This window comes from Yersinia alsatica (genome assembly GCF_025133195.1).
In the GTDB taxonomy this organism is placed as follows: Bacteria; Pseudomonadota; Gammaproteobacteria; order Enterobacterales; family Enterobacteriaceae; genus Yersinia; species Yersinia alsatica.
Genome location: NZ_CP104006.1, coordinates 1,835,152 through 1,851,601, shown reverse-complemented (window position 1 = coordinate 1,851,601; position 16,450 = coordinate 1,835,152). Strand labels below are relative to the sequence as shown.

Below are 16,450 nucleotides of genomic sequence, written 5' to 3'. Positions count from 1 at the left end.
AAACACACCATTCAACACAATACTTTTGATAAAAAATCAACAATGAAGAAGTTAATGACGATCACGGCCAGCGACGGATCACCAATGAAGTATTAATGCCGCCAAAGGCGAAATTATTTGTCTGGAAGAACTCAGTATCAATATAGCGCCCTTCGCCCATCAGATAATCCAAGTCGCCACAGGCGGGATCCGGTTCTGTCAGGTTGATGGTCGGGGCAAAGCGCCCAGCTCTCATCATCTCCAAACTCATCCAGGCCTCAAGCGCACCGCAGGCCCCTAGTGTATGGCCAAAATAACTTTTCAGAGAGGAAATGGGTGTCCGATGACCAAAAACAGCCGCCGTTGCCTGACTTTCTGCAATATCGCCCCGTTCAGTCGCCGTGCCATGCGCACTGATATAGCCGATGTCAGCCGCACTCAGGCCAGAGCTCAATAGCGCCCTTTCAATACAGATTTGCATGGTTTCTTTTTGTGGCTGAGTAATATGGCTGGCATCGCAATTAGTGTAAAAACCGATGATTTCGCCATAAATAGTGGCTCCACGCGCTTTGGCATGTTCCAACTCTTCCAGAATCAGCGTCCCGGCCCCTTCACCAATAACCAAACCGTCGCGCTGACGATCAAAGGGCCTCGGGGATAACTTGGGTGAATCATTCAGTTGGCTGGTCGCAAACAATGTATCAAACACCGCCGCCTCTGAAGGGCATAACTCTTCCGCACCACCAGCGACCATCACGGTTTGGTAACCATGACGAATGGCTTCATAGGCATAACCGATTGCCTGACTGCCCGAAGTACAGGCACTTGAGGTCGGGATAACTCGCCCGCGCAAACCAAAAAATAGCCCGGTATTGACTGCCGCAGTATGGGGCATCATTTGTACATAGGTGGTGCCGGTAATATTGTTGGTGTGCTTTTCGGTCAACATGGTGGCAAATTCACTCACCGGTTTGGTGCTACCGGTAGATGAACCATAGGCAATGCCAGTATCACCGTTAGTTAGCACTTCCTCACCAATCAACCCAGCTTGCTCAAGCGCCAGCTCAGTTGCTCGGGTAGCCAACAATGAAACTCGCCCCATCGAACGAATGCGTTTACGGGTGTAATGGGCCGGTACCACAAAATCGTTAATCGGCGCGCCTAAGTGTGTATTCAGCCCTTGGTATTCTTCCCACTGCGGCATATATTGCACCGCGTTCTGGCCGGCATAGATACGCGCCGAAATATCAGCCCAGCTATTGCCAAAGGCGGTGACGCCACTCATCCCGGTAATCACAACTCTATTGGTGGCAACCATCCTGCTGCTCATATCATTCCTCCATTGATTGAAATCACCTGGCGAGTCACATAACCGGCAATATCTGACATCAGATAACTGGCTAATCCAGCCACCTCCTCGGCTTGCCCCATTCGTTTCAGTGGGATCATCCGCATCGCTTCTTCCAGCGCTATAGGTTCCATATTAATCATGCCGGTATCAATCAATCCTGGCGCAATACAGTTCACAGTAATTTTTCGTTTTGCCAGCTCAAGAGCCAGTGCTTTGCATGCACCAATCACCCCGGCCTTAGCCGCGCTGTAGTTGACTTGGCCGCGATTTCCGACCACACCGGAGACCGAGGACAGCGCAATAATACGCCCTCCGCTACGCAGGCCGATCATCGGCATTACGCAAGGGTGCAATACGTTATAGAAGCTATCCAGATTGGTATGAATCACGCCGTCCCAATCGGCATCTGTCAGCGCCGGAAACGCGCCATCGCGAGTAATACCGGCATTGTTTACCACGCCATAGTAGCCACCATAAGTAGCAATATCGTGCTCCAGCACCTCTTTACACTGCTGTCTTGCACTGATATCAAAGCTGATTAGACGCCCTTCGCCACCCGCGTCAGTGAGTTGAGCCAGCGTCGCCTCGGCACCAACAGCATCACGGTGATAATGCACCACCACCAAAAAACCATCCGCAGCCAGACGGAGTGCAATGGCCCGCCCTATTCCTTTGCTGGCCCCAGTGACTAAAATAGAACGCTTCATGCACCCTTCCCCAATGTAAGTTTTTTTATTTCTTCGCTATCTGGTTGATATGTATTTAATCTGCCACGCGCAACTGTCTTCCCGGCGATGCTAATACTGCACTCAAAGCTGCCAATTTTTTCATCTTGTAAGATTAAATGGACGCAGATTTGAAGCTCGCTACCCGCCGGGAATACGGGTAATTCACAGCTAATAGCCCGCCCACCAAGCAACATGCCAATCGAGGGTGGCACTGCCTGTTCCAAACCATGCCAACCCCGCCATACTCCAATAGTTTGCGCCATTAATTCGATAGCAAACCAGTTTGGCAGGCCGCCATCTGCATCAAGAAAAGGCGCGAGAACGCCCTCTTTGCTCAAGGTCACGCGGCATTCGGCATCCTCTTCCCCGACTGAATGAAGTTCATCCAACATCACCATAGGTGATTGATGAGGAAGATAATTTTTAGCTAAATACGCCATCAGTGAGCTCCCAGAATCAAGCAAGCGTTATTGCCACCAAAAGCAAATGAGTTAGACAAAATAACCGGCTTCTTGAGTTCTGCCGGACCCGTGACCAAATTAATCTCGGCCAACGTCTGGTCCTGAGTACTTTGAGTGAAATCTTGCATCGGCAAAGGTAAGTCATGGCGTAGCATCAGCCAGCTTAATGCCGCCTCTGTGGCTCCGGCCGCCCCCAGAGTGTGTCCGGTAAGATGTTTAGTTGAACTGCAAGGGGTCTGATGACCAAAAACCCGATTCACAACTTGAGCTTCTATCTGATCATTTAAACGTGTCGCCGTACCGTGCAGATTAATGTAGCCCACGTCGTCAGGCTGCAACTTAGCCTGGCTTAACGCCATTCTAATGGCATGCTCCGCCCCACGCCCTTCGGGATGGGGGGCCGACATATGCCAGGCATCGGAAGACTCACCTACGCCGAGCAGTGCCACCGGTGCGGGCTCACGCGACAATAGGATTAACGCCGCCGCCTCACCAACATTGATTCCTTTGCGCTCTGCAGCAAAAGGCGTGCAGCGCTCAGCCGACAATGACTCAAGGCTGTGAAAACCATTGATTGGCATCTGGCACAGGCTGTCTGCGCCACCGACGATGGCTGCATCGACCATTCCTGCTTCTATTAGACGCTTACCGCTGATAATCGCCCGCACACTGGAAGAGCACGCGGTTGACAGGGTATAGCTCGGCCCGGTCAACCCTAAATGACGAGCAAGGAAGATGCTGGGGTCACCTAACTCCTGCTGTTGATAATCATAGCCAGCAGGAAAGCGCCCGATGTTCTCACCGGTCGCGGGCTGATACTCTCTGACCGCCCGCTCACCTTCAAAAATACCCGAGGTGCTGGTCCCCATAATTACCGCCACCCTTGCTGCGCCATAGCGAATAATGCAGGCGGAGACCTCAGACTGAATCTGTTGCAATGCTGCCAGCAACAGGCGGTTATTTCGGCTATTATGCTGTGAAAGCGCTTCAGGCACTGGCGGTAACTCAGCATTAACAGCGCCCAGCCAAACAGGCGAATCGCCCAGCAGCCAACCTTGCTGTGGAGCCATTCCCACGGATTGTCCAGCCCTGAGATTCTGACTCACCTCAGACACTGAATTGCCGAGTGCATTAACCATCCCAACCGCCGAGAAATAGACCATAGTTTTTAGCCCTCGACGTTCTGGATAGTAATGCGGTAGTGAAATATAAATTGCTCAATGGCTATCGGCTTGCGGCTGCTACCCGAGATTTGGTAGCTAATCTCGGTCACTATTTGGCCTTTGTCATCATAGAGCCGTCGCTTATCTCCCTCATCCACCAGCCGCCAATTGGCAGGTAATAATGGTTGCCATGACGCAATGGGCCAATAGCTCAGCATAATATCGGCAAGAACTTGATTTGCTGGAGGTAAACCAACAATTTTCATGCTCTGTTCTAAGTGAATGCCTTGTGGGTCATAGGATACTTTAAACAAGCGGATCCCCAGCGGGGATAATCCAACCAAGGTCAAATGCTGCCCATCGGCATTGAGTAACACTAATAATGATTGCTGCTTGCCCTGTGCGGTCGCGGTCAATAGCTGCTGTTGATTGATAGGTTCAGCAAGCAGCGGTAGCGGTAAACCCACCCTCACCCCGGGTTTAAGCCAAGCTTTAGGTTGGGTTTGATCCGGCGAACTGGCACATCCCATCATCAATAAGATGAAAATCAACAACACCCCACTGCGTTTATAACTCACGTACGCTCTCCTTTGGGTTTGGGCAGCGCGAGGGGCGCTAATAGAAAGGCAGTAAATACGCCACTGCTCAGCACAATGCCAAAACTACTGATAGCTTGAGTGTGGCTAAATACCAACATGCCGAAAGTCAGTTGCGTGGTGAACACCGCCATAAAAATGGCAAACATGGAGGTGCTTGGTGTCCCGCGGGGATTGGTAAAGAACAAGGTATAATTGATGCCAATACCCAGCACCAATATCAATGCCAGTAATGAAAAGAGATTCAATGAATGGCCGGTAAGGGAAAGCACCGCCAGCCCCATTCCTAATGAAAGGAATGTGGGAGTTACACAATATAAACCGCGACGAACACCCAAGCGCCAACAATAAACTACCGCTATAGCAAGAACAGAAATGAGTAGCAGCCATGATAAGTAAATGCGGTAAAGGGAAAATAGCTCATTGAATTCTGTTTTCCTGTCAACCCAAGTCACTCCGGGTGTCGACGCGGCCAACTGCTGTAAAGCGCCTGGATTACTAACACCACTGACAGGCACCAACATAGCGGTCCGCCCATCAGGTAATGTCAGCCAGAGCAGTCGCCAACCCTCACTCACCACAGAATCAAGCCACAGTGACGGAGTCACCCATATCTTGGCGTCCCCCTTTGCAGGTATATCTGGCATAGAAACACTGATACCCGCCTGCTGTAATTTTTGAATAATAGCCGGCGCAGTTTGCTCAAGTAACACCAGATTTTGCTGTTGCCGTAATAGTGACGGCAATGGCAACGCACGATAGCTCTCAATCCATCCTGACTTTTTAGCCTGCAACAGATGTGGAGAAAATTGCTCTAGGCGCTGCAATGCCTGCTCGGCATTATCACCATAAACCACGAACCATTTTTGGTCACTGTGCTGCCCGGTCAGCGCCGCAATGCGCTGCTCCTGCTGCTGGAATTCACGCGGCATCGCCTGCAGCTCACTAATATCATCATTAACCTGTAAGGTGGCGACCCCACTAATAATCAAAACAACAATCAACGTAGGGAGGCCTAATCGCAGCAGGCGGTTGTTTTGCCAATGCGTTAGCCATAAGTGAATCAGTGTTAAACGGGGGATCGGACGAACCGGTAATCCTTTAGCCAGTATGGGGTACCAGCACATCACGGTGATGCAAGCTGCGGTTAAACCTGCGGCCGCAAAAACAGCCAATTGCTGTAAACCGGGGAAAGGGGCAATAAGTAAAATTAAGTAAGCAATGACGGTGGTCAGCAGTGCCATAGAGAGCGCGGGAAAGAGTTTCGCTAAGCTTTCTAATGGGGTTATCTGACGGCCATGCGCCATGCGGTCGGTCAGATAATAAAGGGTGTAATCGGCTGAAATCCCGATGATGCTGGCGCTTAACACCAGCGTCATCACGTGAACCTCACCAAAGACAAGTAATGTCGCGACCGCCCCGGCTAATGCTCCGATAGTTATCGATAGAAGACATAAGCCCAGGGGTAATAGTGATTTAAACATAATCAACACCAGCAGGAAGACACCGGCGATCGAGATCAAACCAATGGTCGAAATATCACTTTCCGCCTGCTGACTGGCGTAATTACTGTAAAAAATGGTACCGCGCTCCAACACTTCAGTACCGGGCCAGCGCTGCTGAAGTTGCTGTTTTAATAGCGCTAATGACTCGACGGTGCTACGCGCACTGGCCATGTCATAAGATGAAGCCCGCAACTCCCCGTGAATCAAATACCATTGCCGCCCGTGGCTATCTTTCGCCACCAGCCACCCTTTATTGAGACTGAGTGTTCCACTATTTTGTTGTTGTGCCAGCTGTGAGCCACGCACCAGTAACAGTGGGTCATACTGCAACTCTTTACCACTGACCCCGGCAAATGCTGAGTATGCTTGCCCGAGTATCCACTGCGCTTGAGCATCGCCACCCTGGCTTAATCGCTGACGAGTAGCATCATCAAGCAGCACATTGCGGTGCTGAAAGAAAAAAGTCCCCCACTCTTGTTGGCGTTGCGCAGTCATTTCACCACTGACTTGATGCAGCGCTGGCATGTTCTGCAACTGTTGTAGCCACCAGTTTACTGGAGCCAATGTCTCTTTCTCTGGGCTAACCAGCCACACTAACTGGCGATCAAGACGTTGGCTAAACCCGTCGGTCAATTCGGCAGGAACGCCAGCCAACTCCTGTTTGGGCAGTAGCGCCAAGATACTGCTATTAATCTGGCTACGGGGAATCAGCCAGAGCAATGTCGCCAGCAAGAGCAAACAGATAAGTAACCAACCGATAGCCAGTTTTCTATGGCAATCAGTGCGCAAAAAGCTGCTGTTCGGCATGGCTCAGTGTCTTAGGTTCGGTTAGTTGATTGAAAAAACGGATGTGTGTTCCATCTCCCTGCATGTCTTCGATATCTATTGTTTCCAGGAAATATTGCCCATGCAAGGTGATGGTTTTAAACAATTTATCGAGTGGCGTTGTTTTCGGCGTTAACATTAATACCCAGCGTTCCTGACCACTGTCGGTAAATGTTAAGGTGAAATTCTGCTCCAGAACTGCTGTGTCAGCATGAAAGAGTGCCGTTAATAAATGATTAAACTGGAACATTTGCGGGTTGCTGTCGGCCGTAATAACCTGCGAAGGTTGGCCCGCCATGGTTTGCACCATACGTTTGTCATCTAACAATAGTGTCAAAGCAAAAGGTTTCTGTTGTGACCACCATAGGCCTTTCTCTCGTGAAATCAGTAAATTACCACTTGATTTCAAGGGCTTGTCCATGCCACTGATACTGCGCTGCTGTTCAAACTCAGCTCGTAATACCGGTTGTTCACTGAATCGTTGCTGTAATGATGACAATGTCACCGCGTGAGCACTGATACACAGGCAGAATAATATGGCGGTCAAAATAGGTTTCATAAGGTGATACCCATTTTTTCCAGCAGTACTGGCGGTGACACAAAACTCATCTCTTTTGTTGATGCCTTAACAGCGACCTGAATGGTATATCCCGTCGTCATACGCTTGCCGCTATTGGCATCATAAATCTGATAACCGATGCGCAGGCGGTTCTCATACTCTTCAATAGAAGCGCAAATATGAATACGCAGCTCGAATTCGAGCGGTGCAATATATTTCACTCTTGTATCAACGATTGGCCAAACATAGCCTGAAGCTTGCATGGCACGGTAGCCATAATCAATTTGGTTTAACAATGCCTCACGGGCAATTTCAAAGTAACGGAAATAATTGCCGTGCCACACAACCCCCATAGGGTCGATATCATGGAAAGGGATACTGTGGACTATCCGGGTAGTAAAACGCGGGTCATCGGGTAAATTCATTTCACGGATTTCCTTGGTTTGGCTTTTCATCGTTTAAATGCCAAAAATCATAAAAATTAAACCAATCAAGCGGCGCTAATAAACTGTAATGCTCCAGACGCGCAGCATAGCGATCCACAGCTTGTTGCAAAGCGGGCTGGCGATTTGCTCGCGGTAACAGCAGTGGATCGGCGAAAGGCTCAAAATAAACATGCAGCCGAGCGGAAGAGGCCGCAGGTGCTGGTTGCTTCTCTTGCCCGGCGAGTTTTAGACCAAACATCAAGAACACAGGGCAACGCAATGCCGCAGCCAATGCGAATGGCCCAACAGGGAACGGTGCCGGATGACCTAAAAATGAGCTCCAGATAACCCTTGGTTGGTTATCTCGTTGATAAGGGCTGACCGAGGTTCGGTCACCAACAATTGCAACCCACTCACCTGCGTCCAGCTTCTGGCGCAATAAAATGGCGGTATCAGGCCCTATGGATGTCACTTGAATCAGGTTAATAAGCGCATGCGGATTAATCTCCTTCATTACCTGATTAAAGCGAGCGGCATGATGCGTGAAGACTAATGCATTAACTTTCACGCCAACAGATAACTCGGCCAAAGCCCGGCAAGATTCTATATCCCCTAGATGCGATGCCAGAATAAGTGACCCTTGGCGGCTGGCAATTTGTGTTTCACAGCGCTCACGCCCCACCAAAACCACATCTCTGCCCACCACTAAATCCCCTTGCCAACTGGCCAGCTTATCGAGCATCGATTCACCAAAACGCATGAAATGACGGAAACTGTTTAGGGAGGTGGGTAATGGGTGATTTCGCTGTTCGGCGAAAGCAGTGAGGCGCTGTAAATAGCGGCTTGATGCCTGCCGCTGACGATGACCAGTAAGCCAAAAATAGCCAATTACCGGGTATAACATCAGATTGAAAGTGGTGCGCCCCAACGCTTTGTAACTGCGCAACATCAAACGCATGCCCCATAAACCTTTGCGCTCTTGAGTCTGGGACCAATGGTGCTCGGACTTTTGCAGATTACGTTTGAGTAGCGCAGGAATGCGCGGCAACATGCCGAAAAATAAACGGGTGTGCATCCAGGAGATGCGCAGATTGTCGCGCAAAGTATCAAAATGCGAAATACCATCGTCAGGATAAGTGACACGGGTTGGCAGGAAGCGGCTTTCTGTCCCTTGCCAATATAATCTCACCATCACCTCGGTATCAAAATCCATCCGTACACCCAATGGGTGGCGCGCCGCTAAAGCCAGCGTCTCAGTAATTGGATAAACCCGAAAGCCGCACATACTGTCTTTCAGCGATAAAGATAAGGTTTCGACCCATACCCAGAAATGCGTGATATAGCGGCCATAAAGCCTCGTCTTCGGCACTGACTTGTCGTAAATCGGCCGCCCTGAAATCAGGCAATGAGGATGTTTTTCAGCCTCTGCCAACATGATCGGCAGATCGGATAACTGATGCTGGCCATCAGCATCAACTTGCAGACCATGGCTATAACCGTATTTTTGCGCGACAGCCAATCCATTCAGTACCGCATGCCCCTTCCCGCGATTTTCAGGTTGTGTAACCAACACCACCCAAGGGTATTTCTCTGCTAAGCGCGCCAACTCATTTGCGGTATCAATATCACTACCATCGTCAATAATCAGACAAGGGAGTTGATAAACCGCCAATTGAGATAAAACGCCAGCCATGGTGTGGCCATGATTGAAACAGGGGATAACGACACACGGCATAAAAGAGGTTACTGACATAGGGCAATCTTTCCACTGCTGGCCGTTATCTCGCCGTGAGCAAGGTACTTAAAAATCAGTTTGTGGTTGGTGCGATCCCAATTCAGTACAAGTGTCACTTTGTCATCGGGCATCAGAGGGCGCTGAAATTTTACAACATCAATGCTTTTCACCACTGGCATTGGGCCAAATAGCTGATTGGCGTAGTGCATCACCCAATTGATTTGTGCGACACCCGGTAATATCGGGCAAGTAGGAAAATGGCCACTGAACCACAATAAATCAGCAGGTAATAAGAGATCGATATTCGCGAGGTGATCACCTGTTATTTGCTGACTGATAACCGTAGGCAACATCATAAAAATAACTCCTGTAACCGCGCATAATCTCGCTTCCCTTGTGGGTTAACGGGAATAACATCGATTACACGTAGGCGCCGGGGAAGAGAGGCAGGCTCAAGCCAATGACGTAATTCACTACGTAATTTCTGATTAAAAGAAGCCATGGTTGCCGAGGAAAGCTTTTCTTTCCCACCATCAGTCAGCACCACCACTGCGGCAATATTCACGCGCTCATTTTGGGTTAAGACCAATACTGTGGCGTCGGCAATATCGGGCAGTGATATTAGGCGCTGCTCTATTTCTGTTAACGAAACACGCTTTTCTTCTATTTTAACTATCCGATCTTTACGCCCCACCAAATAGAAATTTCGCCTGTTATCGAATAACTCAATAACATCGCTCATCGGCACCCCCTCTGATTCAGATATAAGGTCCGAATAAACAGTGAAAGTATTGTCGTTATTGATAGCCAGAGCTACCCCTGAAAAAAACTGCCAAGCTTGCTGTTGTTCTGACTGCTGACGATAAGCAATAAGACCGGTTTCGGTAGCACCATAGATCTCTATTGGCAGGATACCTAGAGCATCCCGACTAGATTGTGCATCATGAAAACTGAGTGGGCCGCCTGCAGAAAAGATCTGCCGACATAGAATCGGCGCTAGCTTCGTGTCTATACGTTTTAAAAACGCCGGGCTGCTAATAAATATAGCTGAGCAAGATTCAGGTAATGATTGCAACTGCTCATGGTAAGTTATCAACTCCGCCTGGAAGGGGATTCCCAGCGAAAGGGGTAAAAAGATACGAAAAGTGAGCCCATATAAATGTTGATGAGAAACCGAGGCAACGATTAATGGATTATGCTTTTTATCGAAGCAAGACTGCCATTGCTCAGCCAACCAACGGCTTTCAATATCTAAACTCTCAACAGATTTGACTACGGCTTTAGGTGCACCAGTCGAGCCAGAGGTAAAGAGGATTAATGAAGCATGAGAAAACCAATCAGGTAGTGGCTGATAGATAGCCTCAACAGATGCGTGATTAGCTACGGTAATATTCTGGCAATCAAGATTCAGTGATTGATCAGTTAACATGCCATCAAATTCATGCCGCTGTTCTTTGAGAACAGCTTCACGTGTATGGCCGAAAATAACCGGTGTTTTTTGACAATACAGAGTGGCCAGCAATGCGACACTAAACCAATAGCTATTTTCAAAACATAATGCCCAGCGTTGATTGGGCAATAGCGTTATTTTATTAAATAGAGAGCTAACGTCGCACCTGAATTGATGTAAAGTTATCGCTGTTGAACCGCACCTAGCAATAACCAAGGCATCACCACGAGAATGATCTAACCAATTAGCCATGGGTAGATTCATTGCTGTTGAACTCTTTTTCTGATTATCCATTCCAGACCCATCAAAGAACCAATAAGTAAATAACTCAGGCCACCGTTATACAAAACCCATAGATGCATATTACCGTACAGACAGGTTGCCAGAGAAATAGCACCGTTTACTGCAAAAAAAGCGCACCATACCTGCGTTACCTTGCGGGTATAAACCACGGCTTGAGGAGGCAATTCAGGCTCGGCCAGTCTTGCCAATCGTTCAATGATGGGTGGGGGATAAAACAGAGAATAGGTAAACAGTGACAGTAATAGGATGTTTACCACAACAGGATAAAACAACAACCATTGCGCCTGCCCTAATCCCCAACTTGCCAAAGACAGAATAATGCCAGTAAGTGCCAGCGCTTTACCTAACCAAAGTTGTTGTTTAATTTGATTACGTACGACAAACAACCGCAGTGTAAACATTAATAACAGTATTGGCGCTAATACCTGCATTCCCCAGCGCGTCAAACCAAACCACACCGCCAGAGGATAGGCAGTAAGTGCAATAACCGTGAAAACTTTGAGCAAAATAGCCAGGCGACCAATGAATAAATTACTTTGATTAGCTGTCACCTGATTTCACCACTTACGATTGGGTGTTTAATAAACTATCGACAGCATCGACAACATCTTGCACAGTTCGAACCGATTTGAACATTTCTGGCATTATTTTTTTGCCGGTCACTTTCTGCAAATGCACCACCAAATCGACAGCATCAATACTGTCCAACTCTAATTCTTCATACAGTCGCGATTCTGGCTTAATGTCAGCCTCATCAATTTCAAAAAGCTTAACCAGAAGAGTTGTAATCTGCTGATATATTTCCTGTTTGTCCATTAGTGCAATATCCTGTTAGTTACGCTGTTCAGAAATAAATTTCGCGAGCGTTTCTACCGAATAAAAGTGTTGACGCATATCTTCACTCTCTGCCGAGAGCACAACGCTATATCGGTTTTTTAATGCTAATCCAAGTTCTAGCGCATCGATTGAGTCCAAACCTAAACCATCACCAAATAATGCAGCCTGCGAATCAATATCATCCACTGACATTCCTTCCAGGTTCAAGGCATCAATAATTAGCTGTTTAATCTCACTACTGAGTAATTCCATTAATTCTTTCTCTTAGATTCGGGCATTAATGCACAGGTTAAATGCTTAGTCAGCCGTCTCGCGGCAAGCGCTAGCGATAAATCACTATCTTGAATAAAATCCTTACTATTGATTTTATTTTGAACAGTAATATTAAACTGGGGTTTTACTGGCGGGATATTATACCATTTAAGCTCTTTCGTCAGCATTGGCGGGTTACAGTCAATAAACACCACTCGAATATTACATCCACTATGTAATGCAATATTAGCCGCTCCCCGCTGCAAACTCAGCATACCACCTGCAGTTGTTCTCGTTCCTTCTGGAAATATAAGGATACTTCCCCCAAGACCTAAACGAGATTTGCAATGCACCAATAATTTATCTGATTCAGTATTAACCAAATAACCGGCAGACTTAATGACACCGGAAACAAATATATTATTCAGTAGTGCTTCTTTGACAATGCAATCACACCTTGGCATATGTGCAGCCAGTAACACATAGTCCAATAGACTGGGATGGTTAGCAACAATCAAGCATCCTGCATCTTCAGAGAACAGTTCGCTATTTTTTATCTGGTAATCAAAGACACCAAGAAATCTAGCGATTCGTAGAAACAGTTGAAAACTATAACGAATACTCAATTGAGTGACTCGACTACGCACCGCCTCAGAGCGAATAATGAGACGGAGCGAGGAGAACCATACAATGGATAATATCAGCCCCCCAAGACCAAACAGTGCAAAACAAAAGCCGGTCGCCACTACTCGCCATAAACGATTAAGTAAAGAAGAATGCTGGGAGGCAGTTTGTACTGCGAGAGAGCTGTCCATCACTGACTCCATTGCCAATTATTATGCTGACCGCGTACCACAAAAGAAGGTTTTTTATTCAACCAATGACGTAAGAAGCTAAGCCCCTGGGGTAATTCAGATTCATTAGAATCAATCGAAGAGATACATTCACACTGTAAATCATCACCGACGGCTAACAGTAATGCCAAAGCATAGGGCAACCCTATTGGAGAAGTCTGAGAATGATAAAAATTAGGCATAATTCCATCGAAATCGACCAATAATACACGTTTAGCGCCACTGGCGAGCATGCCCATCGCCTCAATAATGCCTTGCTGAAAGCTATCGATTCCTGCGGCAAGAGAGGCCACAGGCATTGTCTCATTTGCTGTGATAGTCAGCCATCCAGAGGCCGTATTATGCACTGACATGGCAAAATCGGTCGGCGAGATATTCTGCTGAGAATTGAGGCATTGTAATATTTTATAAGTACGCTCTAATTCTCCATGGCGGCTAGTAAAAATCACCATATCAGCAGTGGCCCCTTCGAGTAATGAAAGACCCGCTTCAACAGCGAGCCGGCTACCTGTACTCATTCTTCTCGCGGACATCATAGGTATATGTGATGACTTGGGTAAATCTCCCTGCCATGTCGCACGGAGCTCAGGATCTTGCGCCCAAGCAATCCACTGCTCATGCGACCCCATACCAGGAGCTAAAGCACACCAGTTCAATACACTCAACGAATGAACCACGATATCGAAACTTCCCAAGTAGCAAGCAGTAAAGCGAGATAATTTATTCTATTTTTAGATAAAAAGCATTTAAAAACTGTCTTAGTTATGACTTTGTTTAATTAAAAAATCATCAAACCTAAATAAATCTATAATTAAAATTAAAAAAATAAATTACTTATCGGCACTAATATAATATTCTTTAGAAAAATTTGAAATAAATTCACAATAAATATAAAAATGAAAACCAGAATAAATTTATAATATAAATTTTACATTTATTTAAAATAAATAAAACATAAGAATATTTGTGTATTCGAATAAGTCAGAGTATTTTATGTTTGCTGTATAGCATATCTGCGTTATTCCTCCCATGAATAACATGAAAATTATTAGTAAATTGGATCATCATGAAAATATTAAAAATCCTTCTAGTCGGGTTGGTATCTATTGCATTTATTACTGGTTGTGCAGGTACAACACCTATCCAAGATGTTAATCAAACAGTGATGGGAAGTCACACCGCTTCAGAAGTACAAAGAGCCATTTTAGCTGGCGGTATAAGCCGCGGCTGGATAATGGTACCTGCTTCTGAAGGTGTGATTAATGGCAAATTAATCAATCGTGATCATATCGTTGAAATAAGAATCAATTACAGTGCTAATAATTACCAAATAAAATACGTTGGCAGCACTAACATGGACGCAAAGAATGGGAAAATACATTCAAAGTATAATCGCTGGATCGCTAACTTAAACAAAGACATTCAGACCAAACTTGTTCAACCATCAGTATAAAATCCTTTTATAACAAAGGATTGTATTAAAATAAAATCTCGTTCGCCATTCTAATTCAACCATGTCGAATGGTGAGCGATTACCTGGATTACGAGGACGTAAGCTTGCGCTACGGATATGATAAAGACCAAATTAGTGCTTTAGCAGCAATCACTGAAGCCCAGAAAATAGCTTTTGCCCCTATGCTATTTCAAGCCGCACTTAACCTGAGAGAATCAGGGATCCTAGCCGCATTAGATGAATCAGGTAAAAACGGTATCACACTGGATGAGCTTGATACCCGTTGTTCACTCAGTCGATATGCAATCAGCATCCTGCTCGATATGGGGCTTAGTGGCAATATTCTCTATCAGCGGGAAAAACAATTTTATCTTGGAAAGGTTGGTCACTACTTATTACATGACCAAATGACCCGCGTAAATATGGACTTTACTCAAGATGTTTGTTACCAAGGTTTATTCAATTTAAAAGAAGCACTAGAGACGGGAAAACCTGCAGGACTATCAGTATTTGGTGAATGGCCCACTATTTACCCAGCACTGAGTGAGTTACCGACTGCTGCCCGCGAAAGTTGGTTCGCTTTTGATCACTTTTACTCCGATAATGCCTTTCAACTTGCACTAAAAACCATTTTTGATCTAGAACCAAAGCATATATATGACATTGGTGCTAATACCGGTAAATGGGCTCTGCAATGCGCAGCTTATGACCCTGACGTGAAGATAACACTATTGGATTTACCGCAGCAGTTGGTATTAGCTAACGAAAATGTCAAAAGCAAAGGTCTCAGTAATCGTATTAGTACCTACCCAGTGGATCTATTATTAGCTGATAAGCTACCAAATGATGCTGATGTTTGGTGGATGAGCCAATTTCTAGACTGTTTTAGTGAAGAAAGAATTGTACATATTCTCAAGCTTATCCATCGTGCGATGAAGCCCGACAGCTACGTATGTATCATGGAGATATTTTGGGATAGACAACAGTTCGAAGCAGGCGCATTTAGCTTAAACGCTTCCTCCCTATATTTTACATGTATGGCTAATGGTAATAGCCGTTTTTATCATTCAGATACTTTTTACCAATGCTTAACTGCTGCCGGATTCTATATTGAGAAAGATATTGATGGTCTTGGCATTGGGCATACATTATTAATCTGCCGTAAAGAACCCGCTTAACCATTAAGCCCTCAATCCGAGGGCTTAATGTCGCTGTCCCCACTTTGATACTCTGCGTTTTCCCTTCCCCATTAGCCTCATATAAACATGTAGTAACTGAACTGCTGTATTCAAACAGTAAGTTGTATGTAGAGTAATATAGACATTATAGGGGTAAATGCTGCCGTAAAAGGTTATTGATGAGCTTTCTAGAGGAACATAACTAGCAGATTGAGATTTTATACTTAACCAAACAGCTCTATTTATATATGCATACGGCAACTAACTAGCTGAATTTTAACAGTAAGTTTCATGTAGAGTAATATAGATGCGTTAGGGGGAAATAGTGTCAAGGAAGGATAATGATGAGCCTTTATTGAGGAATATATCTAGCAGATTAGAATTCTATAATGCAAAAAACCCCTGAATCTATGATTCAGGGGTTTTGCAATAAGTGGCGGAACGGACGGGGCTCGAACCCGCGACCCCCTGCGTGACAGGCAGGTATTCTAACCAACTGAACTACCGCTCCACCGATTCTTTTACGTGTATCTTCCTGATACTTACCCTCTTCAGGGCCAGCGCTTCTCGCTGTGCAAAACCGCGCTTGGCGATTTTGTCCATCACCAGATGTCACTCTGATGATGCGTGTTTGATGCCTGGCAGTGTCCTACTCTCGCATGGGGAGACCCCACACTACCATCGGCGCTACGGCGTTTCACTTCTGAGTTCGGCATGGGTTCAGGTGGTCCCACCGCGCTATGGCCGCCAGGCAAATTCTGTTTTAATCAACCCGCTACACTATAACTCCCATGCA

The 16,450-nt window shown here is 46.3% G+C and carries 18 protein-coding genes, 1 tRNA gene and 1 rRNA gene; 2 read left to right on the top strand and 18 right to left on the bottom strand.

What is annotated here, in order from left to right:
* Positions 1-61: 61 nt before the first annotated feature.
* Genes N0H69_RS08125 through N0H69_RS08050 form a run of 16 tightly spaced genes read right to left on the bottom strand, consistent with a single transcriptional unit; the run spans position 62 to position 13,700 of the window.
* Positions 62-1,297, bottom strand: coding sequence for a beta-ketoacyl-ACP synthase (locus N0H69_RS08125; protein WP_172665455.1), 1,236 nt, complete (start codon positions 1,295-1,297; stop codon positions 62-64).
* Between the two features lie 8 nt (positions 1,298-1,305).
* Positions 1,306-2,037 carry a 3-ketoacyl-ACP reductase FabG2 gene (locus N0H69_RS08120; RefSeq protein WP_050108324.1) on the bottom strand — a complete coding sequence of 244 codons (732 nt, stop codon included), beginning with the start codon at positions 2,035-2,037 and terminating at the stop codon, positions 1,306-1,308.
* Positions 2,034-2,498 (bottom strand): hotdog family protein, encoded by a 465-nt coding sequence (locus tag N0H69_RS08115; RefSeq protein WP_050151758.1) that lies wholly within the window; start codon positions 2,496-2,498, stop codon positions 2,034-2,036. The genes N0H69_RS08120 and N0H69_RS08115 overlap by 4 nt, the downstream gene beginning before the upstream one ends.
* Complete coding sequence (locus N0H69_RS08110; RefSeq protein WP_050151757.1) at positions 2,498-3,682, bottom strand: beta-ketoacyl-[acyl-carrier-protein] synthase family protein; 1,185 nt, start codon at positions 3,680-3,682, stop codon at positions 2,498-2,500. Before N0H69_RS08110 ends, N0H69_RS08115 begins: the two co-directional genes overlap by 1 nt.
* A 5-nt stretch (positions 3,683-3,687) precedes the next feature.
* A complete protein-coding gene (locus tag N0H69_RS08105) occupies positions 3,688-4,215 on the bottom strand; it encodes a DUF3261 domain-containing protein (RefSeq protein ID WP_050146296.1) in 528 nt (175 codons plus the stop codon).
* Positions 4,216-4,256: 41 nt separating this feature from the next.
* Complete coding sequence (locus tag N0H69_RS08100; protein WP_050151756.1) at positions 4,257-6,590, bottom strand: MMPL family transporter; 2,334 nt, start codon at positions 6,588-6,590, stop codon at positions 4,257-4,259.
* On the bottom strand, positions 6,562-7,167 hold the full coding sequence (locus N0H69_RS08095) for a LolA family protein (protein ID WP_050123091.1): 606 nt from the start codon (positions 7,165-7,167) through the stop codon (positions 6,562-6,564). The genes N0H69_RS08100 and N0H69_RS08095 overlap by 29 nt, the downstream gene beginning before the upstream one ends.
* A complete protein-coding gene (locus N0H69_RS08090) occupies positions 7,164-7,592 on the bottom strand; it encodes an acyl-CoA thioesterase (protein WP_050151755.1) in 429 nt (142 codons plus the stop codon). The genes N0H69_RS08095 and N0H69_RS08090 overlap by 4 nt, the downstream gene beginning before the upstream one ends.
* Before the next feature lies 1 nt (position 7,593).
* Entirely contained in the window at positions 7,594-9,345 is a 1,752-nt protein-coding gene (locus tag N0H69_RS08085; protein WP_050151753.1) for a glycosyltransferase family 2 protein, read from the bottom strand.
* Entirely contained in the window at positions 9,336-9,683 is a 348-nt protein-coding gene (locus tag N0H69_RS08080) for an ApeI family dehydratase (RefSeq protein WP_050123095.1), read from the bottom strand. The genes N0H69_RS08085 and N0H69_RS08080 overlap by 10 nt, the downstream gene beginning before the upstream one ends.
* Positions 9,680-11,029: an AMP-binding protein gene (locus tag N0H69_RS08075; RefSeq protein WP_172665452.1), complete on the bottom strand. Its 1,350-nt coding sequence runs from the start codon at positions 11,027-11,029 to the stop codon at positions 9,680-9,682. The genes N0H69_RS08080 and N0H69_RS08075 overlap by 4 nt, the downstream gene beginning before the upstream one ends.
* Before the next feature lie 8 nt (positions 11,030-11,037).
* Positions 11,038-11,631 carry a COG4648 family protein gene (locus tag N0H69_RS08070; protein ID WP_050146064.1) on the bottom strand — a complete coding sequence of 198 codons (594 nt, stop codon included), beginning with the start codon at positions 11,629-11,631 and terminating at the stop codon, positions 11,038-11,040.
* Between the two features lie 13 nt (positions 11,632-11,644).
* Positions 11,645-11,896: an acyl carrier protein gene (locus N0H69_RS08065; RefSeq protein ID WP_050151751.1), complete on the bottom strand. Its 252-nt coding sequence runs from the start codon at positions 11,894-11,896 to the stop codon at positions 11,645-11,647.
* 15 nt (positions 11,897-11,911) lie between these two features.
* Positions 11,912-12,169 carry a phosphopantetheine-binding protein gene (locus tag N0H69_RS08060; RefSeq protein WP_032911715.1) on the bottom strand — a complete coding sequence of 86 codons (258 nt, stop codon included), beginning with the start codon at positions 12,167-12,169 and terminating at the stop codon, positions 11,912-11,914.
* Positions 12,169-12,984 (bottom strand): lysophospholipid acyltransferase family protein, encoded by an 816-nt coding sequence (locus N0H69_RS08055; RefSeq protein ID WP_050123105.1) that lies wholly within the window; start codon positions 12,982-12,984, stop codon positions 12,169-12,171. Before N0H69_RS08055 ends, N0H69_RS08060 begins: the two co-directional genes overlap by 1 nt.
* Positions 12,984-13,700, bottom strand: a complete 717-nt coding sequence (locus tag N0H69_RS08050) for a beta-ketoacyl synthase chain length factor (RefSeq protein WP_072077608.1) — start codon at positions 13,698-13,700, stop codon at positions 12,984-12,986. The genes N0H69_RS08055 and N0H69_RS08050 overlap by 1 nt, the downstream gene beginning before the upstream one ends.
* A gap of 389 nt (positions 13,701-14,089) precedes the next feature.
* On the opposite strand from N0H69_RS08050, the gene N0H69_RS08045 reads away from it, so the two are divergent.
* Positions 14,090-14,476, top strand: a complete 387-nt coding sequence (locus tag N0H69_RS08045; RefSeq protein ID WP_050123110.1) for a hypothetical protein — start codon at positions 14,090-14,092, stop codon at positions 14,474-14,476.
* A gap of 104 nt (positions 14,477-14,580) precedes the next feature.
* Positions 14,581-15,654 carry a methyltransferase gene (locus tag N0H69_RS08040; protein ID WP_479688369.1) on the top strand — a complete coding sequence of 358 codons (1,074 nt, stop codon included), beginning with the start codon at positions 14,581-14,583 and terminating at the stop codon, positions 15,652-15,654.
* Between the two features lie 434 nt (positions 15,655-16,088).
* Here N0H69_RS08040 and N0H69_RS08035 read toward each other — a convergent pair.
* A tRNA-Asp gene (locus tag N0H69_RS08035) sits at positions 16,089-16,165 on the bottom strand.
* 125 nt (positions 16,166-16,290) lie between these two features.
* Positions 16,291-16,406: ribosomal RNA gene (gene rrf / locus N0H69_RS08030) — 5S ribosomal RNA — on the bottom strand.
* Between the last annotated feature and the right edge of the window lie 44 nt (positions 16,407-16,450).

Excerpts from the sequence above, each read along its gene's own strand:
- N0H69_RS08125 (WP_172665455.1), bottom strand. The coding sequence starts at position 1,297 with ATGGTTGCCACCAATAGAGTTGTGATTACCGGGATGAGTGGCGTCACC.
- N0H69_RS08120 (WP_050108324.1), bottom strand. The coding sequence starts at position 2,037 with ATGAAGCGTTCTATTTTAGTCACTGGGGCCAGCAAAGGAATAGGGCGG.
- N0H69_RS08115 (WP_050151758.1), bottom strand. The coding sequence starts at position 2,498 with ATGGCGTATTTAGCTAAAAATTATCTTCCTCATCAATCACCTATGGTG.
- N0H69_RS08110 (WP_050151757.1), bottom strand. The coding sequence starts at position 3,682 with ATGGTCTATTTCTCGGCGGTTGGGATGGTTAATGCACTCGGCAATTCA.
- N0H69_RS08105 (WP_050146296.1), bottom strand. The coding sequence starts at position 4,215 with ATGATGGGATGTGCCAGTTCGCCGGATCAAACCCAACCTAAAGCTTGG.
- N0H69_RS08100 (WP_050151756.1), bottom strand. The coding sequence starts at position 6,590 with ATGCCGAACAGCAGCTTTTTGCGCACTGATTGCCATAGAAAACTGGCT.
- N0H69_RS08095 (WP_050123091.1), bottom strand. The coding sequence starts at position 7,167 with ATGAAACCTATTTTGACCGCCATATTATTCTGCCTGTGTATCAGTGCT.
- N0H69_RS08090 (WP_050151755.1), bottom strand. The coding sequence starts at position 7,592 with ATGAATTTACCCGATGACCCGCGTTTTACTACCCGGATAGTCCACAGT.
- N0H69_RS08085 (WP_050151753.1), bottom strand. The coding sequence starts at position 9,345 with ATGTCAGTAACCTCTTTTATGCCGTGTGTCGTTATCCCCTGTTTCAAT.
- N0H69_RS08080 (WP_050123095.1), bottom strand. The coding sequence starts at position 9,683 with ATGATGTTGCCTACGGTTATCAGTCAGCAAATAACAGGTGATCACCTC.
- N0H69_RS08075 (WP_172665452.1), bottom strand. The coding sequence starts at position 11,029 with ATGGCTAATTGGTTAGATCATTCTCGTGGTGATGCCTTGGTTATTGCT.
- N0H69_RS08065 (WP_050151751.1), bottom strand. The coding sequence starts at position 11,896 with ATGGACAAACAGGAAATATATCAGCAGATTACAACTCTTCTGGTTAAG.
- N0H69_RS08060 (WP_032911715.1), bottom strand. The coding sequence starts at position 12,169 with ATGGAATTACTCAGTAGTGAGATTAAACAGCTAATTATTGATGCCTTG.
- N0H69_RS08055 (WP_050123105.1), bottom strand. The coding sequence starts at position 12,984 with ATGGACAGCTCTCTCGCAGTACAAACTGCCTCCCAGCATTCTTCTTTA.
- N0H69_RS08045 (WP_050123110.1), top strand. The coding sequence starts at position 14,090 with ATGAAAATATTAAAAATCCTTCTAGTCGGGTTGGTATCTATTGCATTT.